The sequence below is a fragment of the Oceanobacillus sp. FSL W7-1293 genome (genome assembly GCF_037969815.1).
Taxonomy (GTDB): Bacteria; Bacillota; Bacilli; order Bacillales; family Amphibacillaceae; genus Oceanobacillus; species Oceanobacillus oncorhynchi.
The window spans coordinates 457,012-479,888 of sequence record NZ_CP150212.1 but is presented as its reverse complement, the minus strand read 5'-3'; the positions used below and the strand labels follow the sequence as shown (position 1 = coordinate 479,888).

The 22,877-nt window shown below is 38.6% G+C and carries 21 protein-coding genes; 6 read left to right on the top strand and 15 right to left on the bottom strand.

Annotated elements, in window-relative coordinates; genetic code table 11:
* Nucleotides 1–718 precede the first annotated feature (718 nt).
* The 5 genes from MKY65_RS02480 (at nt 719) to MKY65_RS02460 (ending at nt 4,096) form a co-directional block, all read left to right on the top strand.
* Nucleotides 719–1,096, top strand: coding sequence for a group-specific protein (locus MKY65_RS02480; protein ID WP_339182016.1), 378 nt, complete (start codon nt 719–721; stop codon nt 1,094–1,096).
* Nucleotides 1,097–1,106: 10 nt separating this feature from the next.
* Nucleotides 1,107–1,616 carry an RNA polymerase sigma factor gene (locus MKY65_RS02475; protein ID WP_339182014.1) on the top strand — a complete coding sequence of 170 codons (510 nt, stop codon included), beginning with the start codon at nt 1,107–1,109 and terminating at the stop codon, nt 1,614–1,616.
* A complete protein-coding gene (locus MKY65_RS02470; RefSeq protein WP_339182011.1) occupies nt 1,603–1,854 on the top strand; it encodes a hypothetical protein in 252 nt (83 codons plus the stop codon). The genes MKY65_RS02475 and MKY65_RS02470 overlap by 14 nt, the downstream gene beginning before the upstream one ends.
* 126 nt (nt 1,855–1,980) lie before the next feature.
* The gene (locus MKY65_RS02465; RefSeq protein WP_339182008.1) at nt 1,981–2,547 is read left to right on the top strand and encodes a hypothetical protein; all 567 of its coding nucleotides are present in this window, start codon (nt 1,981–1,983) and stop codon (nt 2,545–2,547) included.
* A 109-nt stretch (nt 2,548–2,656) separates the two neighbouring features.
* Nucleotides 2,657–4,096 (top strand): transposase, encoded by a 1,440-nt coding sequence (locus tag MKY65_RS02460; protein ID WP_339182005.1) that lies wholly within the window; start codon nt 2,657–2,659, stop codon nt 4,094–4,096.
* Nucleotides 4,097–4,357: 261 nt separating this feature from the next.
* Here the strand turns inward: MKY65_RS02460 and MKY65_RS02455 are convergent, their stop codons facing one another.
* The 10 genes from MKY65_RS02455 to MKY65_RS02410 form a co-directional block, all read right to left on the bottom strand.
* Complete coding sequence (locus MKY65_RS02455) at nt 4,358–4,558, bottom strand: hypothetical protein (RefSeq protein WP_339182003.1); 201 nt, start codon at nt 4,556–4,558, stop codon at nt 4,358–4,360.
* Between the two features lie 124 nt (nt 4,559–4,682).
* The gene (locus MKY65_RS02450) at nt 4,683–5,591 is read right to left on the bottom strand and encodes an Rpn family recombination-promoting nuclease/putative transposase (RefSeq protein WP_339182001.1); all 909 of its coding nucleotides are present in this window, start codon (nt 5,589–5,591) and stop codon (nt 4,683–4,685) included.
* 189 nt (nt 5,592–5,780) lie between these two features.
* Nucleotides 5,781–5,984 carry a hypothetical protein gene (locus MKY65_RS02445; RefSeq protein WP_339181999.1) on the bottom strand — a complete coding sequence of 68 codons (204 nt, stop codon included), beginning with the start codon at nt 5,982–5,984 and terminating at the stop codon, nt 5,781–5,783.
* Between the two features lie 97 nt (nt 5,985–6,081).
* The gene (locus MKY65_RS02440; protein WP_339181997.1) at nt 6,082–8,220 is read right to left on the bottom strand and encodes a DEAD/DEAH box helicase; all 2,139 of its coding nucleotides are present in this window, start codon (nt 8,218–8,220) and stop codon (nt 6,082–6,084) included.
* Between the two features lie 392 nt (nt 8,221–8,612).
* The gene (locus MKY65_RS02435) at nt 8,613–8,798 is read right to left on the bottom strand and encodes a hypothetical protein (RefSeq protein ID WP_339181995.1); all 186 of its coding nucleotides are present in this window, start codon (nt 8,796–8,798) and stop codon (nt 8,613–8,615) included.
* A 262-nt stretch (nt 8,799–9,060) separates the two neighbouring features.
* Complete coding sequence (locus MKY65_RS02430) at nt 9,061–10,338, bottom strand: MFS transporter (RefSeq protein WP_339181993.1); 1,278 nt, start codon at nt 10,336–10,338, stop codon at nt 9,061–9,063.
* Nucleotides 10,339–10,522: 184 nt separating this feature from the next.
* On the bottom strand, nt 10,523–11,743 hold the full coding sequence (locus MKY65_RS02425) for an MFS transporter (RefSeq protein ID WP_339181990.1): 1,221 nt from the start codon (nt 11,741–11,743) through the stop codon (nt 10,523–10,525).
* 142 nt (nt 11,744–11,885) lie between these two features.
* On the bottom strand, nt 11,886–12,761 hold the full coding sequence (locus tag MKY65_RS02420; RefSeq protein WP_339181989.1) for a shikimate dehydrogenase: 876 nt from the start codon (nt 12,759–12,761) through the stop codon (nt 11,886–11,888).
* Between the two features lie 172 nt (nt 12,762–12,933).
* Entirely contained in the window at nt 12,934–13,698 is a 765-nt protein-coding gene (gene aroD, locus MKY65_RS02415; RefSeq protein WP_339181987.1) for a type I 3-dehydroquinate dehydratase, read from the bottom strand.
* Between the two features lie 36 nt (nt 13,699–13,734).
* Nucleotides 13,735–15,765 carry an FAD-dependent oxidoreductase gene (locus MKY65_RS02410; protein WP_339181985.1) on the bottom strand — a complete coding sequence of 677 codons (2,031 nt, stop codon included), beginning with the start codon at nt 15,763–15,765 and terminating at the stop codon, nt 13,735–13,737.
* Nucleotides 15,766–15,981: 216 nt separating this feature from the next.
* Here MKY65_RS02410 and MKY65_RS02405 point away from each other — a divergent pair, with 216 nt between their 5' ends.
* Complete coding sequence (locus MKY65_RS02405; RefSeq protein ID WP_339181983.1) at nt 15,982–16,896, top strand: LysR family transcriptional regulator; 915 nt, start codon at nt 15,982–15,984, stop codon at nt 16,894–16,896.
* 72 nt (nt 16,897–16,968) lie between these two features.
* Here MKY65_RS02405 and MKY65_RS02400 read toward each other — a convergent pair whose 3' ends face one another.
* From MKY65_RS02400 to MKY65_RS02380, 5 genes are all read right to left on the bottom strand, one after another.
* Complete coding sequence (locus MKY65_RS02400; RefSeq protein ID WP_339181981.1) at nt 16,969–17,505, bottom strand: CueP family metal-binding protein; 537 nt, start codon at nt 17,503–17,505, stop codon at nt 16,969–16,971.
* Nucleotides 17,506–18,455: 950 nt separating this feature from the next.
* Nucleotides 18,456–18,950, bottom strand: coding sequence for a phosphoribosylanthranilate isomerase (locus tag MKY65_RS02395; protein ID WP_339181978.1), 495 nt, complete (start codon nt 18,948–18,950; stop codon nt 18,456–18,458).
* Nucleotides 18,951–18,980: 30 nt separating this feature from the next.
* The gene (locus MKY65_RS02390) at nt 18,981–19,733 is read right to left on the bottom strand and encodes an HAD family hydrolase (protein ID WP_339181975.1); all 753 of its coding nucleotides are present in this window, start codon (nt 19,731–19,733) and stop codon (nt 18,981–18,983) included.
* A 158-nt stretch (nt 19,734–19,891) separates the two neighbouring features.
* Nucleotides 19,892–21,181, bottom strand: coding sequence for a GntP family permease (locus MKY65_RS02385; protein WP_339181973.1), 1,290 nt, complete (start codon nt 21,179–21,181; stop codon nt 19,892–19,894).
* Nucleotides 21,182–21,333: 152 nt separating this feature from the next.
* Nucleotides 21,334–22,842: a CoA-acylating methylmalonate-semialdehyde dehydrogenase gene (locus MKY65_RS02380; protein WP_339181971.1), complete on the bottom strand. Its 1,509-nt coding sequence runs from the start codon at nt 22,840–22,842 to the stop codon at nt 21,334–21,336.
* Nucleotides 22,843–22,877 lie beyond the last annotated feature (35 nt).

The following is a 22,877-nucleotide window of genomic DNA, read 5'->3' as shown; positions in this document are numbered from 1 at the left end:
TATTAACCATCCTTTCTGTGGGAAATTTGATTGATATTCTTAGCCTAACATGATTTTAGAATATTTTTTTTATTTTTTATGAACCTTTTGCCTCGTTCATTTGTATAGTCAGTAAGAAGGGGGAGTAAATAAAATGAAGAAGTATACAAAAGGGGTTATTCGTGTTGGCGTGGTAATAATCATTGTATTTACATTAATCTCAATACTAACTAACAGATGGTCATTTTTACTGACCAGTTTAATTATAGTTTTTCTTCACCTTATGTTTGCGATTGTAGTAGGAGACAAAAATAAACATATTAGGAAAACGAATGAGAATAGCTATAGATAAAACAGGGAGGGAGGGGAGGGAAAGGAATGAACATCAATGCATATTACAGCTGGTGTACTTATTGTCTTCATATTCATTTCTTTCATCACAAATGATTGGAGGTTCTTTTTAGGGAGCTTATACCCTGTATTGATTAATATCATGTTTGCATTTACCGCTAAAAACAATAAGCATATACAAAAATTTAATCAGAAACATGCTGAAAAAAACCTATAAGATGACAAGTTGAGGTCCCATGATTTTCTTTTTTGATATACTGCATGTACAGTGAAATATATTGAATTATATTTGGCTGAAGCTTTATCAATATGTTTTATTTTGAGTGGGTTTCGTTTGTTGCTTAGGATGCTTACAGAGAAAATATATAAAAGATAGGAGGAGTTACGTATGGGTACAGGGTATATTGTTTCTTTGGTCGCAGTAGGGGTACAGATTATACTAATCCTGGCAGTCAGTATACCATTTAATCGTAAATATATTGTTAAAGAAAATGGAAAGATAGATTATAAAAAGACCACTGTCTATTTAAGATGGAATGTATTTGACACTGTTACTATAGTGGTAGCAACTTACACCATTCTCTGTACATTACTATTATTCTTCTTACTGGCTAACGGAGAAGATATAGAAAACGCTTGGGTGCAATTTTTATCCAATCAAGCTCAAGCTTGGGTAATCGTAACTGTTAGTTATTTCATCTCCCGAATCTCTATGACATTAAAATCCATCAAAGCCCACCTAGAGGATAAAAAAGATGAGGTGTAACGAAGAGTGGATGGAAATTTACAAAAGTGGAGACGAAACAGGCTTCACACAATTATATGAACGTCTGTACAAACCACTCTACTGCTTTCTATACCGCTACACACAGGAAGAACAGCTCAGTATCGATATTGTTCATGATACGTTTGAAATCCTGCAGAAGAAAAAGCAGACATTTAGCTCTGACAAAGGAACCGTCAAAGCTTATTTATTCCAAATCGCTTACCGCTTACTAATAAATAAATTAAACAGACGGAAGAAATGGCGGTCTCTTTTGCCATTTTTGGTTCCACAAACAGATCACGCGATAAACATAGATGAAAAAATGTGGGTCCAGCAGGCCATCGCCGACTTACCCGATAAACAGCGGGCGATTATTTTACTTGTTTATTATGAAGATTTGCCGCAAAATGACATTGCATCGATATTAGATATCCCGATAGGTACCGTTAAATCGAGACTGCATAAGGCAATGAACACATTAAAAAACGACCTGGAGGAGGATTTTCATGCTGAAAAATGAATTTAATAAAGAAGATAAACTAAAGGAAGAACTGGATCGATTTCAGGTAATCGTCCCTGAGCAGAAACGCAGGCAAAAACAAACAGCCTGGCAGCGATTTATCCATTATTTAGCTTCCCCTGCCAAGGATCCTTTAGAAAAAGCAACCGTGACCTTAACTGGATTGAATTTAACAAGAATCGTACCTTTAGCCTTGGGGCTGGGGGTGAGTATTATTCAATTATGGCTTCATATGTAGACAATAAAATGCGAGTAAAGCAACTTTCTATTACTAAATTCTGTCTAATTTCCTTAACTACAGTTTTACAGATACTAGATTAGGGAAGGGATTTATAACCTGGAATAATGGGAGGTTTGTAAATTCATGCAGGTAGTATCTTGGTTTATCTTTGGATATCTTCTTCTTCTCTTACATGTATGGTTTCATGAGCTGGGGCATTACCTTGCCGGCCGTTTTATTGTAGGAATCCATAAAGACAATATCCGGATAAAACTCTTTGAATATCCCCCTCATGTTGCGTTGAAAGGGAAAGATGCGCAATGGGTGGCGCCGAATGACAAAGACGGAAATTATATAGAGAGCTATTTAAAATATGATCCGCAAGGTAAATGGTCTTTTTTATACATAATGGCGGGTTTTATTTTTCAAACAGTTATTTTTTTCAGCCTGGCAGCGTGCATCTTTTTTATTTTTAACCATTCTTTTGCAAACTTTATTATTGGTGGTTCTTTATTTTTCAATGCTGTATATATTTTCGGAGATGCTTTATTTTCTATTTGGAAACAAACTCCCTTTGGTGACACGAGCGCTGCCTTTCTTTTTGCCAGGTGGCAAACGATTCTATTTGTTAGCATTCTTTTACTAATTTATGTTTTCTTCTATCATTTCAGCCAAGAGGACTCCTTCCTCAAAAATTCGATGGAATTTTAGGTGGGAGATGAATTGGCGGTTTTCGCTTTTTCCGCTAGAATTTTTATTCCCTTTATAGTAAAATAAGTTACAGAACATTCGTTCGATGTGAAGGGAGGGTGGAAAGTAAATGGCGAATTACCAAACGATGCAAATATGGGTAAAAAAGAATCATCGTATGTACGGATATTTCAAAGAAATGTGTCAACATGCAAAGAATATGTATAACACGACCAATTTTTATATCCGGCAAGTATTTACGGCTTTCACGCAGGAGAAAGCGTTGCAGCCGCTTCAAGAAGAAGTGTTAGACGCTATCCAAAAACATATGCCAATAATCAACGATAACCAATTCGTTGTTTATCAAAAGAAGGTCGTAAAAGAACATTCCAAACCCGCCCGAGAACGAAAAGAAATCAAGTGTCATTTATTCAAAGAACCTTCTAAAGAAAACCCTTATGTTGATTACAATTTTTTGGATGCTCTTTTTAAATCCATGGCGCAAGAAGATTATCGCTCTCTGCCCACGCAATCGAGTCAGGGGGTTATGAAAACGGTGTTCCAAAATTGGAAAGCATTTTATGGCAGTTTACGAGAATATAAAACGAACCCTTCCAAGTTTAAAGCAAGACCAAAAATTCCAGGATATCATCGTAAGAAAGAAAAAGAAGTTCTTTTTTCAAACCAAGATTGTGTCATAAAAGAGAATAAGTTTTTGAAGTTTCCTAAAACGAAGGAACGTTTAAACATCGGGAAATTAGGGTTTACGGAAGGAAGACTGAAACAAGTCCGCATCATCCCAAAGTATGGTCACTACGTCGTAGAACTGATTTTTCAAATGCCGTCAGAACAAGAAATGAAAGCATCGAAAAAACGGTACATGTCCGTTGATTTAGGAATAGATAACTTTGCAACCATTGTCACCAATACAGGACGAAAGCCTGTTGTAGTGAAGGGCAAAAATATCAAATCCATCAATCAACGCTACAACCAATTGAAAGCGCATTACCACGGAATTCTTAGACAGGGTAAAAACACCAATGAAGGTCTGTTTACGTCGAAACGATTGGAGAAAATCAACTACAAACGCTTTAATCAAATCAAAGATTTATTTCATAAAACGAGTTATCAAATTGAAAGGATAGCCCTTGAAGAAGACATTGATACGATCATCATTGGGCAAAATAAAGCGTGGAAACAACATGCCAAGATGGGGAAACGAAATAACCAATCGTTTACAACCATTCCGCATTGTCTTTTGATGCAAATGATCGAATACAAAGCTCAGAGACATGGAATCAACGTCATTGTGACAGAAGAATCCTACACATCGAAAGCGAGCTTTCTTGATCAGGATGAAATCCCTGTTTACGGTGAAAAGACTTCAAAAAAAGCTTTTTCAGGTAAGCGAATAAAACGCGGGCTTTATCAGTCCAAGAATGGAGTTATGATGAACGCCGATGTCAATGGAGCCGGAAATATTATGAGGAAAATATTTCGGGAAGCATTTGAAGAACCCTTCGCTTGCATTGAGATGCTGCTTCGACCGGCAGCAATCATTCTCAAATAAAAGTAGTCCCAAAGGCAGGACCAATGGGATAGCGGGGTTGGGTGTTTTTAGCACACCAAAGTGTCAACTCCACTGGTGGTTAATCGTCATCTTGAAAGTCGACACTCCAGAAACCCCCACTTCAAATTTCAGTAGAAATGAAGTGGTGGGAGTATTCATGTGTTTATTTGGATTCAATCGTAACTTTCACATGACAAGGGGCAGGTTTCATAACCGCTCCCTTTTAGGCTACTGATATATATAATTACTTTTCCGGCAACATCATTTACCCGCAAGCTTTTCCACTACTTTTTCAGTTAATTTTGTAATTTCCGCTACCTGACTGATGGACATCCCTTTATCCAGCAATTCTAAAACAATTTCTTTTCTTCCTTCTTCTTTTCCTCTCTCAAAATAAGAATTCGGCAGCTGCATGACCCTTTCTTTTTCCCCTTCCGGCAAGTTTTCCATTTTCTCCATCATTTGCGCTTACTCCTCTTTATTTAGTTTTAAATAAGTTTTGCTTCATATAAACAAAGTGAGCCAATTTACAATGAAACCAGCTCACTTTGTTTGTTTATTGAAACAGATAATCTATTTTATTTGTTTACTCACTAGCAAGCCTTTTAATTTCTGCTTCGCTTAAGTCTGTGATCTCTGCAATGTCACTGATTGACATATCTCTTGCTATCAGTTTCAAAGCTAATTCCTGGTTCCGCTTTTTTATCCCTTCTTCTATTCCTTCTTCTATTCCTTCTTGCTTTCCTCTCTCAAAATAAGAATTCGGCAGCTGCATGACTATTTCTTTTTCCTCTTCCGGCAAGTTTTCCATTTTCTCCATCATCTGTTCTTCCTCCTCTTTGTTTAGTTTTAAATAAGTTTCGAAATAACCATAAAGAAACTCCATTTGCGCCGGATTGATTTTCATCCGGGTAATCATACGCAAAAATTCCAGCTTTACTTGGACACGCTCATGTTCTTCATAGCCCATCTGACTAAGCAATGCGGCTACGATCGGGTTGTCTGATTGAATATATTCTTTCCAGTTTTTCTTTCTTAATTGTAATTGTAAAAAGTTAAATTGAAGTACTTCTTGGGTAGGTGTATCGACTTTGAATTGCGTGGGTTCTTCTTGTTTCCTATTATAACTCAAAACGGCGATAGGTTGAATTGGTTTGCGGTGTTTAGCGTAAAGATAACTGAAGTAGAGAAACATTCTTTCGGGGAAATCTGCCTCATGGGTGGATTGTGCTTCGGTGTGGATATGGAGAATTTTATCCTCGTGATGCAACTTTACTTCGACGAGCACGTCAATTTCCTTTTTGGAGCCTTCAAGATAATCCAGGTAGACTTCCTGTTCAAGAAATGTGACGTTGGAGAAATCAATGTAGGGATGAAGGTCGGGGAAGAAGCCTTCGATAAATTCCTCGAAAAACTCTTGTATCAGCTTTTTCGTCAGCCGATCATGTTTCATGTAATCTGCTTTTTCTTCTAGTATAACGGGGACTGTAAACAATAGAACACTTCCTTTCTTTTGAATTATATTTATTTTAGCAATTATTCTGAAATAAAACAAGTATCGTTTTTTCACTTCTGCTTCGAAAAAACTAATACTACTTCCCTATAAGAAAAGAGCATCGTCACAGACCATGCTCTCCTCTCCCTTATAAGAACTGCTAAACTAATCTTTTTCATTATTCTCCCCTTAAACTTGCGGCTTCTTTCCTTTAAATGAAACGAAAAATACAATTAAACTCACAATAAAAGCTGCTAAGGCCAACCATGAAACTGCATTGGATACCGGAATGACATCTAAAAATCCAAGTACAGCAATGATAGGCATAACAAGAATAGCTCCCAGAACCTTTTTAAAACGGGCATATCTGGCTCTTTCTTTAAATGATGTCATGGAATCCTCCTTTTTCGTTATAGAAGGTTTTCCCGACATCCTTGCAGGTGAAACATGCTCTGCAAAACATCATATAAGAAAGATGATAAAGAGTTCCTTAACGCACAGACTCCATAAACCGCTCTTTCTCCTGCTCCAGCACTTTTTTCTGAATAGAAGCTTCTTCCTCTTCCTGCTCCTGCTCATCCAATATACGTGATGCTGTGTCAGACTCTTTCACAAACAGGTTAAAAAGATTCGCTTTCTCCCCTAATACATCAAGCATTGCCACATCAATACTCTCTTCCGTTAATAAGCGATAAACGACAACGTTGCGGGATTGCCCCATTCGATAAGCACGGCTGATTGCCTGTTCTTCCATTGTCGGTTTCCATTGCGGTTCGCATAAAACAACCACATTGGCAGCCTGAATATTCACCCCGACACCGCCGGCAGTAATCTGGCTGACGAGAACGGAACCAGCTTCATCCGCTGTAAAGGCATCAATGATTTCCTGTCTTTTATGGTTGGAAACATCCCCAGTAATGACGCGAGGCGCTCTGTCTTCTAAATTCCCGCTAATTGTCTGGATAACATCTTTAAAATAAGAAAATACCAGTACCTTATGTCCATTCTCTTTTGCATTTTCACAGATTTCAAGCAGCTTCTTGAGCTTCGGTGATTCATCCGGAGTTCCGCCCTGCCAGCCTGCACGGCGCATTGCCATGACCTGCTCCTCTTTTACTGCCTGCTGGTAATATTTCTCTTCCTTTTCTCCAAAAGGAACCCATTCCGGAATAATTTCTAAATCTGGGAGTTCATTTAATACATCCTTCCGATTTCTTCTTAAATAAACCGGAGCAATTGCTTCACGGAATGCTTGCGGCTTGCTCAACAGCAGCTCCTCTGATAAATTCTCCGCAACTTCCGGCTGCAGGACAGAGACCAATTGCATCATTTCCTCTACCGTGTTCTCTAGTGGAGTTCCGCTCATAAATAAGACATACTCCGCTTCGTCTGCCAAATGATAAACATTTTGCGAGCGCTTTGTATTCGGGTTCTTCACATAATGCGCCTCATCAACAATCAACGCGTCAAAATGTTGACTATCTTCCAATGGCAGATTGCCCGCTAGTTCAAAGGTGGTTATTAAAATACCGGCGCCTTCCTGCCAGGCTTGAAACTGTTTCTCACGATTGCTGCCGTGAAAAATAAAAGTCTGTAAATCAGACCGCTGTTCCACCTCTCTTTTCCAGTGGGAAATCACACTCAGTGGACAAATAATGACAGCATGTCCCTGATCGTTTTGCCTGAGATGATTGAGAATAGCAAGCGCTTGAACCGTCTTTCCTAAGCCCATCTCATCTCCCAGCAGCGTCTTTTTATAAAGCAATGCATACTTCGCACCAAAAATTTGATAATTTCTTAAGGTAATATGCAGTCCATTCGTATCAAGCGGATGGTTATTTACTGCTTCAGCCACTTCTTCCGGCAGGCTCTCCGAAATATTCTTCGAGTCAAAGTCCGTTGCTTTTTCAATTTCTGTATAGTAAAAGGCATTTTCTGTTTCAAAATGCTTTTTGAGCTCTTCTTTACTCACTTCAAAATCAAGCATATAATCTAATCTTTTCTTTATCTGTTTTAATTCCTTTTGATGCTTGTTTTTATTTAGATTGGCAAAAGCAGACCGGATTTTTTCCTTCTCCTCCTTCGGCTGAAATAAACCGGCAAAAAATCCTTTCTGTTTCTTGGCCATTTCAATATCAGATATCGTTTCATCATAATACTCCTGAAATTTCTCCTGCATCTCTTCAAGAATATTTAACAAATGCCATTTTTTATAAATCGATTCCAGCAAATGAACATCTTCATCAGAAATATCATCCGGATTCACACGTGGCGTTGCCTGTTCATATACTGCTTCTTTTATTTTAGAAACTGCCTGATAAATGTGCTCTGCCGTTTTTTCATCCATTCCATCCAGCTGCGCCAGATCCTGAGATGTTTTATCCGCTAAATCTTTCATTGTTTTCAGCCCATTATTCGTTAGAGTGTTTACAGGGAGCTCTTTATTCACTGTTAACATTGCAGCTAAAGGCATCGTCTTTAATTGTTCATTTCCTGAGCTTGTTTTCAGTCTCTGCCATATCCCTTTGATTCGATTGTTAAATAACTCCTCCGAGTTCATATCGATGCTTTCGTATATCCGGTTCAGCTCCGCTTCTAACCGTTCTACGTCCTGTTTCGTCCGTACCATGATTTCTCCTCCTGCTGCTCTATATAAAACATGTATAATTGTCTTTTTTATCCATCACAGACAGCAATTTTGTTTTACCAGCTGCCTCATCCCTATTCAAAGTTACATTCCGCTTCAGCAGAATGTATGACATTATATTATTGTAGCATTGTTTCCCGCACGATAAAAAGAGAAGATGTCTTTATCGTTACATATTTACCCTTTATCGATAACGCAAACGCATTTCCTGCTTTCAAATGTAGATTAAAATCGTTCTTAACCATCATAAAAAACCGCTTGATATCTAAGTATACCAAACGGTCAAAACAATATTGAAGCTGGTTTATCACGGAGATTTGTCCGTAAAACTCTTATTGAATGAAATTTCGTTCTATCTTGTCCTCAAGCAAATCCTATGTAATATCAAAAGAATTCGCCCGATGAGCCTTCTGAAAAAAATACTGGTGAGATTTATTTTTTCGGCTTCCCTTAAAAAGATGATGATTTCTGCTTAATAATTCCTTATAGTACTGGGCAAATCCCGCATGTGATAATCGCAAATTAGCCATTCTTTTCATTGGCTCATCTGTTTTATCCATCTTATCATCCTCCTTGCTTTAGCGTATGTACAAGAAGAATCAATTATGAAAGGTGTAAGGAATCTAATTGCAGATTAAAGATGATTGCAACATACTGTCAGTTCCACGATGAAAACTTCTTTGTTCGATGCTATTTTTCCACCGTCTAAAAGCCTGCCTTACAATGCGTCTCAGTCTCCTGGGAGAAAGCAGTCAATCTCCGATCAATATACTTTTTTTACAATTATACTAATATTCTTGTACATGATTTTAGAAAAGCTTTTCACTGCATACTTTCCCCAATCTCTTTCTCCCTAACAATCTCCATTTTTCTCCTGCTCCGAAATGCTCCGACTGTCAACACAGCCATCAGCACACAGATAACAATTCCTAACATAAAGGCTGGTTCATAGCTGTTGGAAAGATCGTACATATAGCCGAATACCGCAAATCCGAAAGATTTCACTAATGCCTGTCCCATCGTTACATAAGAGAAAATTTCAACAAAATGTTTCTTGCCAAATAATTCTTTTGTAATCAATGGCAGCCCGACGATAATAACCGATGCATGAATACCGTACAGAAGGGAAGCAGTAAACACGGTAGCATAGGTTCCATGAGATATGAAAAATAGACTGAAGCCAAATGCAATCAACAGCACACTGACAATCAACGTCATTTTCACGCCAAATTTATCACTGGCTGCTCCAAAGAGAAATTTGGTAAGCAGGTTCGATATCATCGAAGCCGAAACTAACGTAGCGGCTGCTGTAGTAGTTAGCCCAACGGTATTACCGTAGGAGGTTAACAGCTGGTTTAATCCGCTGATCAATCCGGAAAAAGAAGCAATGATGATTACACAGAAAAAAGCTAAACTCGTAATAGCAACTTTAACAGGTACGCCCTTTTCATTTTCTTTTGTAAAGGTTTCTTGATCTTCTAAGGTTTCTGCATAGCCGTATGGTTTGTACCCTTTATCCTCTGGTTTAAAGCGTAAAACAAAAATGGTGAAAGGCAGGACAATCACTCCGATAATAATCGCTGTGATCACATATGCAGTTCTCCAGCCAAAGCTGTCGATGAAAGAAGCAATCACCGGATTCATAATTGCTCCTCCAATGCCTGTAAAAGCACCGATGATTCCCAAAGCCATTCCCGTTTTTTTGTGAAACCAATTTTGAACAATAACCGGAATAGGAATATAAAAAATAAATGCCCCGGCAAATCCGATAACGATGCCAGAAAGGTACCATTGCCATATTTCTGTATATAATGACATGGCAGCAATAGCGGAAAGAGCTACCACAAAGGCAACAGATAATGTAATGCGGACATCGATTTCAGGTAATAATTTTGCTACTAAAGGAGAAGCCACAAACATTGCCAAGCATAGAAAAGTCATGTATAAAGACATATCTCCTGTGCCAATCCCCAATTCCTTTGTAACAGAAGGAAAGAATATACCCGATGTGTTGAAAATTGTACCCAAGCCGGCAAAATTGATCATACAGCAGACAATTAAGACCACCCAAGCATAATGGAATTTTTTCTTCTCTTTCATTTTGCATCACCTTTTCAGCTAGTATCCATTCATTCACCATCAAAGTAATTATCCCCTCTGGAACAACCATGGGACTTCTGTCATTTTACCAGCGGGAGAGACTGTCCTCTCCCGCTGTATGGTGCTTCCTATGTCATTCCATTCGATTTGAAATAGAACCGTGCTTAAATCACTGTAACACGCTTTACGCAGCTTCTACCATACCTTCATTCTCTTTTTTATATCTTTTATTGACGTAAATTGCAAGCAACACACCTATAGCTGTTATGGCAAAGTTAAACAATAAGACATATTTTGGCCCGTCTACACCACCAACTCTTGTAATCACACCTGCTGCACTTAAAATAATATAGTTGGCCAGACTGGAGGAAATCATAACAATGGATGTGATTTTTCCTTTATGCTTTGGAAACAGTTCATTTGCTGTGGATGTTACTAGTTGCAGTACTCCTCCAGCTGCAGCGAATCCGAGAATAAACCCGCCGATTAGTAAAATAGCCGGCGTTTCTATAAAGTAAATAATAAGCAGCATAACCGCTGATATCGCCGGATATAAAATAAGCACTTGAACTGGTTTGAGCCATTTTTTATTAATGAAAACAGCCGTTAATAATACAGCAACAATAGATCCGATGGCATAATAGGATTGAATCGTGCTTGGATTTTCCATGCCATATAACGTTCCTAATTCCTGGTTGGCATTCAGCCAAAGCTGGAATGTAGAAGTACATGTAAATGCAATAAGAATAATGACCACGCTTGTCGCTGTAAATTTCATTTTTTCTTTCTTCTGGTTCTTATCGGTCTTTTGGATACTGCTATTTGGCGGTAATGGCACAAAAGCAAGTAACACACCGTCTATAGCGAGCAGAATCGCTACAAAGTAAAAAACGGTTTGGAATGACATTTGGCTGGCAGCCACAAATCCTATCATAAAAGGTAATACAAACTGCCCGATAGATATAGAGAACTTAGTGAACATATTCGCTATACTGCCCTTTTTACCGAAAATCTCCATAAGGGATGGAATAACTCCGGTGTCCAAAAAGGAATTGGCAGCTCCTCCTAACAAAGCAAAGACAAAAGCAACATAGAAATTAGGAGCAAAAATGATTCCGACAAAGAATAATACATATAAACCGACACCAATCAGACTGGAAACTCTTCTGCCAAATTTATCGGAAACAGGTCCTGAAATCGGCAGTGTAATCAGACGCCCCAGCCCTAATGCAGCAATAACAGTAAAAACGATACTTACATCCAACGCGCCATTGGGCAGCGTTGCTGCTCCCCACAGCTCTGCCAGCTCATCTTTATATTGTGCCAGAATAGATACTCCAATACCATGGATAATAAAAGTAATATAGAGTGCCAATGCAGCTGGATAATATCTTTTCGTATTCATGATTTTTTCTCCTCTCATTGAAGGACTTTTTTATTCGATATAAAGCGAAACTTCATTCTGCGGGAGAAAAGCGTAACCCCCCACAGAATAAGATTGGATATGATATTTCGATGACTTCTTACTCCAAATTAATACAGTGTGATTAAAACATCTGATTTTTCACATATTCCACAGGCATTTCCTGACCTGTCCATAGTTCGAATGCGGCAGCGCCCTGCCAAAGCATCATCCCAAGACCATTAATTGTCTGGCAGCCAGCGGTCTCCGCCATCTCCAACAGCTTTGTTTTTCTCGGAATATAGACTACATCGGAAACAATCAATTCTGGACGCAGCCAAGAAGAATCAGGAACTAAGGCTTGCCCTTCAAGCGGCTTCATTCCAACTCCTGTTGCATTTGTTAAAATATCGCTTGCTGCAATTTCTTCTTTCAACCTTTCTTGATCTTCTAACCGATATACATTTGCTATACAGTCACCTTCCATTTTTTCATTGATAATCACCGTATTATTTTCCGCCCGGTTAAAGTATTCATCATCTCGATTAAAAATGGAGATTTCTTTTACTCCTTCCAAAGCTGCCTGAATAGCAATTGCCGTTGCAGCTCCGCCCGCTCCCAGAAGGGTGATTTTCTTTCCTTTTACATCGATATTATTTTCTTTCAAGCTGCGAAAGTAGCCGATTCCATCTGTGTTATAGCCTATGAACCGCCCATTATCGTTTAACACGGTATTCACAGCACCTGCAAAACGCGCTCCATCTGTTAATTCATCCAGTAACGGAAGTATTTTTGTTTTGTTCGGCATGGAAACATTAAATCCGCGTAAATTTAAGGCCCGGAACCCGGTGACAACATCCTCCAGCTGCTTGTTATCTACCTCAAATGCCATATAGACATAATTTAGTCCCAATTCCCGAAAAGACATATTATGCATTGCTGGAGATAAAGAATGTCCAATAGGTGTTGCTGTCAGTCCAATCAATTTTGTTCTTCCGTCAATTCTGCCTTGATCTGCCATGTTAATTCCCTCCTGAATTTTTGATAACATACCATTGATTTTTTCTATTTTACCTGTACACTACAATCCAATGACCCATGATATTTTTGTGAAACATTTCACATGAATAGCTAAAATCATCCCTTTTCTTTATATAGGAAGCTTCTTATCCTCGTTAACTGGATTTTTCATTTTACAAACTCTGATGCAGCAGATGCAACGTCCGTTTTAATTCCGCGGCTGCAACCTGGCCGGGCGCTGATGCTTTATTTGCCGCACCAAATGTTAATGCAGAGCCAAACACTTCCCCAGCCAGACGGCTAATAACTCCCTTTCCTGCCATTGACATCGTAATAATCGGCCTGTCAGCAAATTTCTCCTTCATTTCTCTCGTAGCATCTAATAATGTCAGTACATCTGCCGTTGTTTCCGGCATAACAGCAATCTTCGGTAAATCGCCGCCCAGTTCCTGAGCCCGGCGAAGTCTGGTTATGATTTCTTTTTTATCTGGCGTCTTGTTAAAATCATGGTTGGAAATGATAACAAATACACCATGTTCATGCGCGGCTTCAATGATTTGTTTTACGTCTTCGGGTTGATTAAATAGCTCGACATCAACGATATCAATCTGCCCTGTCCGGCTCATTTCACGATTCAGATGCAAATAATAATCAACAGAAACCTCTTTTTCTCCACCTTCTTTGAAGCTGCGGAAAGTAAATATCAGAGGCATCTCCGGAAGCACCTTACGTATCTCCGTAAGGGCTTCTTTTACTTTTGCGATATCCTCAACCTGTTCAAAAAAATCAACACGCCATTCAACTACATCACATTCCAGGCTTTTCAGAAAATCTGCTTCTTCTATCAACTGGTCAACCGTCTTGCCAACCATCGGGATGCAAATCTTTGGCATCCCTTCACCGATTCGGATATTTTTTACTTCTACGGCTTTAATCATCTTTTCTCCTCCTTGAGACGAATAATGAGTTATCCTTTAAAAAGTAATCGCTTCTTTCTTCTCTGGTTCTTCAAAAGCACCTATTTTCTCTAATGTTGTAAGAATATTTCTTCCTTCACGCGTACCGTCCATAATTTTTCTGGCGCCCCAGCTGTCTCCGATATTTACCACTTCCACATGATTTGCTTCAAAATATTGCTGTAATTCTGGAACTTCTTTATTTTCAGGACGCATTCCCAGACAGATAAATCCATAATCAAATGCCATTTGTTCTTCCTCGTCTTGATGTTTGATTTGGAAAGAATTGTCTTCTACTTTCGTCAATGCTGTTTCAGTTCGAACATCGACCTCATAATCCTTCAGCATGGTCATCATTGATATTTTTGTAATATGATCTAAGCCTGCGCCAACTGCCGGCATCATTTCTATCATGCTGACATCACTGCCTCGTTTGCTGAAGAATTCTACCACATCCAGGCCGACAGCCCCGCCGCCAACTACAGCGATTTTCTTTCCTTCTAAATGCTGTTCTTCAAATTCATCAATATGCTGAAGCAGTTTAGCAATAGAATAAATGCTGCTGTTTTCTTTATCAATCCGATCATGCAGCCCTTCAATCGGCGGCAATAATGGCTTAGATCCTGTTGCATTAACAATAATATCGGGGTTTAGGCTTTCCACTAACGCAATGGTTGCTCTTGAATTCGTTAAAATTGTCAAATTATCTAATTGCTCTGCTCTTTTTTCCAGATATTCAGGAAAATCTAAAATCCGCTTCTTATCAGGAAGTTTGGAAATCTCTCTGGCCAAACCGCCTAATTCTGCTTTTTCTTCGATAAGAAATGTTTTACATCCCACTTCCGCTGCTGTACATGCTGCTTCCAGCCCCGTTGTTCCGCCGCCAATCACAACAACTGTTACGTCCTTCTTCACTTTTCTATCCTTATACGCATCGCCGCCAAATAAATCCGGGTTTACTGTACATCTTATTGGACGGTTCAGAGCGATACGATGACCGGCACAGCCGATATTACATGAGATACATTTTCTTAGCATATCCTCCTGGCTGTCTTTTACTTTATTGACCCAGTTCGGATCTGCAATCAAGCCGCGGCCCATTCCAATTAAATCTGCATCGCCTTCTGCCAGAATTTTTTCTGCTGTCAGCGGCTGACGGACATTTCCTGTTGTAATCGTCGTTTTATGGAATTTTTCCCGCACTGCTTTTGCCATATAAGAACGCCAGCCGTCAGCTAAATTCATTTCGTCGATTTGGTATTGGATGGTATCATTTACTGCAGCTGATACGTTAAAGATGTCTACTTCATCATCTAAATATTCCAGGATATGCAGGATATCTTCTAATGTATTGCCGCCCTCTACAAATTCATCGGCACTTACCCGGAGGCTGATTGGAAAATGCGGGCCGACCTCCTGACGAATACGGTCGATGACCATCCGCGGGAATCGTGCTCTATTTTCATAGCTTCCTCCAAATTCATCGGTCCGTTTATTATAGATTGGTGATAAGAATTGATTCAGAAGATAGGAATGTCCGGCATGGATTTCAATTGCATCAAATCCGGCAGCAACCACACGTTTAGCTGATTTACCATAGTCTTCAACAATTTCAAGGATTTCTTCTTTTTCCAGCGGTCTTGGAATAGCCCCTCCTGCTTTCGAAGGGATATTGGAAGCAGATACCGGCTGGTGTCCAATTCTTTCCGGCACAGCAGATGCTCCTGCATGATTGATTTGAATAGCTGCTTGTGTCCCGTGTTTATGCAATGTTTCTGTCAATTTATATAATCTGGGAATAAATTTATCATGGTCAATACGAAGCTGTGTTGTTCCGTTCGATCCCATTGGAAAAGAAACACAAGCATTTTCGACTATAATTAATCCAGTTCCTCCTCTTGCTCTCTGCTCATAATACGTTATATGCTCGTCGTTCATCGACCCGTCTACTTCGGCGAAATTTGTTCCCATCGGCGGCATAATGATGCGGTTCGGTATCGTCATCCTTCTGACAGTTAACGGTTGAAAAATATGTTCATATACACTCATTATAATACCTCCACTTTATTATTTTGTGAAATATTTCACAAGTAGTTTTAAAAAAATTTGAAGCTGCTTTTTATTCCTTGATTTCCTTTACACCTTTATTATATTTGATACTGATTCATAAATCTAATAGGTTTTTTCGACAAATCAATAGATTTTATCTATGAATCATAGCATAATAAATATATAGGACGCTCCGAAGCGAATGGAGGTATAAAAATGAATTTGAAACAGCTTCACTATTTCAGAGAACTGGCGCACAGTGAACACCTTACCAACACAGCGAATAAACTTTCCATTTCTCAGCCGACATTAAGTTATGCCATTGCAGAGCTGGAAAAGTATCTCGGGGTCTATTTATTTGAAAAGCAGGGAAGAAATATTCGTTTAACAAAATACGGACACTTTTTTCTTGAGTATGTAGAAAGGTCACTTGCTGAACTGGAAAGAGGAGAAAAAAAGCTGCGTGAACTGACAAGTCCGTCACATGGAGTCATTGACCTGGCGTTTATTTATACGCTGGGGCCTTATTTCATTCCAGAATTGATTAAGAACTTTTCTGAACAAGGCGCCTATAAAAATATCTCTTTTTCTTTTTATCAGGGAACCACCAAAAATATAATTCAAAATCTAAAAGAAAATATGTACGATATTGCCTTCTGTTCGATGAAATATAATGAACCTGACATTGAATTTACACCCGTTGCAGAGCAGGGGCTTGTATTGATTGTTGCGGAAAATCATCCTTTAGCAAACAGAGAAAGTATTGATTTAGAGGAGACAGCCAGCTACCCCTATGTTTATTTCAATCAAAACAGCGGGCTGCGCCCCATCGTTGATGAATTATTTCATAAAGTAAATTTAACTCCTGAAATTATTTGTGAAGTGGAAGAAGATAATGCCATGGCCGGGCTGGTCGCATCCAATTATGGAATTGCCGTGATCCCGAATATTGGAGCGCTTTCTCACTTTCCAGTTAAAGTCATTAACATAAAAAAACCTGTTTATCACCGCTTTATCTATATGGCTGCCAGAAAAAACGATTATCTATCCCCGGCAACCAGCGCATTTCGAAGCTTTGTCATCAGCTATTGTCAAAAACATTATTTAAAAACAAAAAACAAAGTAGAATAGCCTGTAAACTCATTTTGCCTTGACATCAGAACAGGCTGCCTGGATACTCCAGACAGCCTGCATCTCAATAAATTATATTAATTGCATCGTTGTGATACAGGTGAAATCATCCTGAAACGTACTGATTTCTGATGTTACTTCTTTTCCATCCTGTTTGATTTCAACCGTATAGGTTTCATCCCTGGGAAGCCATAAATCAATAAAGCCATTTTCTTCGGTTTGTATAGTTTCATCTATAATCACATCGCCCGCTGCATTTTCAATGTAAACCTCGAAGTCTTCCCGAACCATTTCTCCCTGACACCCTGTTAAACTATGAATTTCACAGGGGTGCGTCTGCTGTTCAAAGGGAGCTATCGAAACAAAAAATTCATCCTCCGGCAAGTCATATACTGCTTCTTCCTCTCCCTCATCATTCGTTACAATCAGCTGCTCGGAAGTAATCGATGCATTCTCGTCAACAATTTCTTCTGTACTATAATGATGGACTAATTCCTTGATATCTACGGTTTCGTCCAATGCATTTCCTTCCTGATTGTCCTCTTCACCACTGCAGGCAGTTAATAAAACCAACAATCCAAACAAGACAAGGATTATTTTTTTCTTCATGAAATTCACACTCCAAATAGGATTTCTTGTCTTGTATTATACGGCACGGCGATGCTTTTTCCTATATTCGCATGATAACTGACACAATATAGTTAACTTTATAGGAAGAGGAAGGGCTATTATGAACAGAACGTTCAAAATATGTATGTAAAAGTGTTTAAAGATACACATTTTATTATTGCAGAATGGAATAACTTTCTTCAATGCTGCCTTTATGTCTAGAAGCCATTAAACATTTACATTTTTATATTTATAGTGTATTCTTAAAATATAAATGAATATACTATTAAAAACCGCCCGGTGCTGGCACACCGAACGGTTTTTACAATAGACTACTTCATAATAATGAGTAGCGCTGAGTTATTGAAATAATCCCTCAAACGCCCGATAAAGCATACGAGGGATTATTTTTTGTGGCTATTGGACATTATAAACGCAATCAGCATCCCAAAGGACACCATTAGTGTCAAAATAGAAATGATTATTGTTAACACATTCGCTATATCCATAAGCAGCACCTCCCTTCTGAAAACAGAAGTTCAGCGCACTACCCCTCATATGCACGTTCGCCTATTGATGCTATTATTATAACATATCAAGTAAGAATAATTGCACCATTTAATTAACTCATGGACAACTTTTACTCATCTTTATTATTTCACCTTGCTTCTTACAAAATTCAAAACAGTCTCCTTAAACGCTTCAGGTTTTTCCACATAGGGATGATAACCACTATTTAACACCTGTACATCCATTTTACTAAATTTAAAAGAATGATGATGGGTTGGCCTAACCGCACAATCAGATTTTCTAGTAATCACCAAAATAGATTCCTCTATTCCCCTAGAAAAAATGTAATTTCCTGAAAATATTCAGCAAAAGAGTTAGGTATATTTTCGAATTCATATTTGCTAACTATTTTTTACTTTACAAGAAAAACAGCAGCCTCTTTAAATCAAGTCACGCAAATAAGCGATTTTCTTTTTATCTTTCTGGTTATTTTTGTTCGCACGATAGCTGTCCTTAAAGGAAGCCTCATATATTTTCAAATATTGCTCAGGTGTTAAAAGATAATACGTCGCATCTCCCTGCTGATGAAGTTCTACATCCTCAAGCGATATCCCCGCAAAGTCCGGCAATGTATCCATAATACCGAATCCGACAGCCAGCCCATCCTTTTCAAATTCATGCTCATGCAAATCAACAAAGCTGTATCCCAGAGATAGCATAGCCTTCATAATCTTATCCCAATCATAGATTGCTTGTTCTGGCGGAATCTCCCATCCTCTTTTATCACCGGGAACATGTATATCCAGATCCTGTGTATCCCAGTTCTTCCCTGTAACTATTTCTAAACCTACAGACCCCATTAATAGAGGAGTAATTTCTTTCTGATTAAGCTGTTTTGCAATGGTTAAAAAAATAGAAAATTTTTCATTTTGCATTTAGACATCTCCCTTTATTCAGAGACTTAGTTAACTATATACTCCTTGCATTTCTTGATTCCCATACATATGCAATGCTTTGGTTATCATTACTGCTACCTTTTCCTTCTCTACCGATATAGATGCATATTGTTCCACTTCATGTTCACCAACACAGACACTGTACAAGGCATTTTCGAACAAGCATTGATCATTACTGTCATTTCCAAATGCAATAAACTCCTGAACATGCAAGCTATGTAATCCTCTTACTTTATTAATTCCAAGCGGGCTGATATCTATCGCATTTTCCCCTTTATAATAGGTTATATTTACAGGCAAGTCGGCGAGCTCATCTATCACACGTTGCGGTGGCTGAAACAAAACCAGCTTGCACAGCTTAGGCAGACTTCTTAACTCTCTGTTCTGTGCGGAAGTCTGGTTAATATTTTTATAAATAGGATGTGTTTCCTCTCCAGTAAACGCATAATCCCAGTCACTATCTGCTAAGTAAGTTATCTGATGATCTTCTACCATCGTAATCAGTTTTGTAAGCAGGCTATCTTGAAAATGGATAACCTCCATCTCCTTCGCGTTTGAAGTATATGCTCCATTCCCTCCAACCAGTTTTTCTTTCTGCAAAGATTTCGGCAAGACTGGCATTAAATCACGGATTGGTCTTGCCGATGCAAAAATCACTTGATGCCCTGCTGCCTTTATTTCTTCCAGCGCTTGTATAATGGAGGAATCAATTGTTTTCCCATCAAAGCAAATCGTTCCGTCTATATCAAAAACAAAATTCATGTGAATCACCTCTTTTTCAAGTATACTAATGATAATAAAATTAATCCTGCATTTTGAACAGTGGATGGTATACGGTTATCCATCGTTCAAAATGCAGGATTAGAAATTCATCACTTGAATATCTAGTAACGGTCATCAGGCTTTGCTATCTATAAACCTTAATAAATACCCACACTTGCTAGTAAAATAGCCGGGATAAGTGATAATATCGGGAAAACAATTGCTACTACTGCAATATCTTTGTATGACTCTTTATGTGTTAATCCTGTTACAATCAATATCGTTATTACCGCTCCATTGTGTGGCAGTGCGTCTAAACCGCCTGAAGCTATGGATGCGATACGGTGAAATGCTTCTGGTGCAATACCAGATGTTGCAGCGATTTCATTATATTTCTGACCTAAAGCTTCCATTGTAATACCTAAGCCTCCAGATGCTGAACCAGTTGCTCCAGACATCAAATTGGAGGCAACAGCCATTGAAATAAGCGGATTTGCCTCAATCCCCAGGATATAATCACTTAATTTTTGGAATCCTGGCACCACTCCTACTACCGTTCCAAATCCAACCGCTGCTGAAGTATTAATCATCGCCATTACAGAATCCGTAGCTCCTTGGTTTAATGAAGGAATCAGACTTTTAATTTGGTTTAATGAGAATAAAATAATTAATAAGATACCAACTAATAAACAAACAACAATATCCCAATTTAAAACATTAAGCGTAATGATTACTGACACTAGAGGCAGTAAAGACAAAAGAATGTGTGGCGGCTTATCAATTAACTTTCCTTTTGCTTCAGAATCCTTTTCTAATTCATGGAATCCGTAGCCAGCTTTTTTTAAATTCTTTTCTCTTCTTTTTAAATAGAAATAAGCTCCTACACCCATAACTAATGAGGCTGCAAGTCCCATAAAAGGTGCTGCAACCGCTGTTGTATTAAAATAAGCAGTTGGAATCAAATTCTGAATTTGCGGCGTTCCAGGAAGTGCAGTCATTGCAAATGTCATCATCCCAGTTGTAATAGTAGCTGGAATCAGTTTTCTAGGAATATCCGCTTGTCTAAACATACTTACTGCAAGTGGATAGACAGCAAACACAACAACGAACACACTAATACCGCCATACGCCAAAACTGCTGAAGCCATAATCACACCAATAATTGCTTGCTTTTCACCAAAAACTTTAATAATACCTTCTGCTACCGACTGAGCCATGCCACTGAATTCCATTAATTTACCGAAGATCGCACCTAACATAAACACAGGAAACCAATTCTTCGTAAAGTCGACAAATCCTTGCATATATGTATTTGTATATGCATCAAGCAAGTCAAGCCCACCAAATACCGCCACAACTCCAGCACAAATCGGTGCGATCCAGATAATTGACCACCCGCGATAGGCTAGGGCAATTAACAAGACTAAGCCTAATAATATCCCTATCATTTGATCCCCATCCTTTTTGTAAGGGTTTACATTTTACTGCTCATATAAAATTGATGAACGTACTAATCTATCTGTCAGGAAACTTATACAGATTAGAGACTCTGTGCTTTCTTGTTAAAAAGATCGGGGCCAATTTTAATGGCCCCCTTCTATTAACTACTAGGAAAATCAAAATTAGTTTCATCAGAGATAGATTGGTCAAACCATCTTTCAGAGACCGTTTTTGTTTTAGTAAAGAATCGAGCAGTATCTGGGCCGAACATTTGCCCTTCCCCAAATCGTGAATCTTTCCATCCGCCGAAATTATGATAACCTACAGGAATTGGAATTGGTACATTTACCCCAACCATGCCTACCTCAATTTCCTGGGTGAATTTACGAGCATCACGGCCGCTATTGGTGAATACGGTCACGCCATTACCATATTGATGGTTATTGATTAACTGTATTGCTTCATCAATTGTATCAACTGTAGTGATTGTGCGTGCCGGACCAAATACTTCTTCTTTGTATATATTCATATCAGGAGTAACATTATCTAATAACGTAGCATCGAGATAAAATCCTCCCTTGTTCTCCACATCAGGATTCCTTCCATCTACAACAATTTTAGCTCCTTCTTTTACTGCTTCATCAATAGCACTTAAAATGCTTTGTTTTGCTTCGGCACTTATTACTGCACCAAAGTCTGCTGTCTCATCATCATAAGATCCAGCTTTAAGCTTCTCTACTTTTTCTTTTAACTTCTCTGTAAATACTTCTGCCGTCTTTTGTCCTACCGGCATCGCTACGGATATAGCCATACAACGTTGGGATGCTGAACCGTAAGCAGCACCCAGGAAGGAGTCGACTGCTTTATCAATATCCGCGTCTGGCATAATAACCATATGATTTTTCCCACCGCCAAAAGCATTGACACGTTTATGGTGCTTCGTACCTGTTTCATAAATAAATTCCGCTACTTTTGTAGATCCTACAAAACTTATTGCTTTAATATCTTTGTTTGTAATAATAGCATTGACCGTATTTTTATCCCCATTTACAACATTCCAGACACCAGCAGGTAAACCAGCCTTCTCCCATAGTTCAGAGAGTAATATAGCAGAGTACGGAACTTTTTCAGATGGTTTCAATATCATTGCATTTCCTACTGCTACCGCCATTACACTCATTGCAAGCGGTACCATAACTGGAAAATTAAAAGGAGAAATACATGTTACAACACCAAGCGGCTGTTTCATGGAATAAGCATTTATTTCCCCGCCAACATTTACGGAATATTCCCCTTTTAGTATTTGCGGCGCTCCAATTGCCAGATCAACTGACTCTATCCCCCTGCTTATCTCTCCTTTTGCATCAGAAATTGTTTTTCCATTTTCTTTCCCTATTAACTGTGCTAATTCCTCTGTATTTTCAACTAATAATTGACGGAACTTAAAAAGAACTTCAACTCTTTTACCTACAGAAATTTTTGCCCATTTTGCAGCAGCCTTTTTGGCTAATTGTATCGTCTCGTCTACTTCTTCATCGGAAGCATAAGGAACAGCAGCTATTTTCTGACCAGTTGACGGGCTGTATACATAACCAAACTTATCATTCTGTCCTTTCACTTTCTCTCCATTGATATAATGTGTTACTGTATCTAACGTTACCGTAGCCATATCATCAATTCCTCTCGTTTAGTATTTTTTCATAA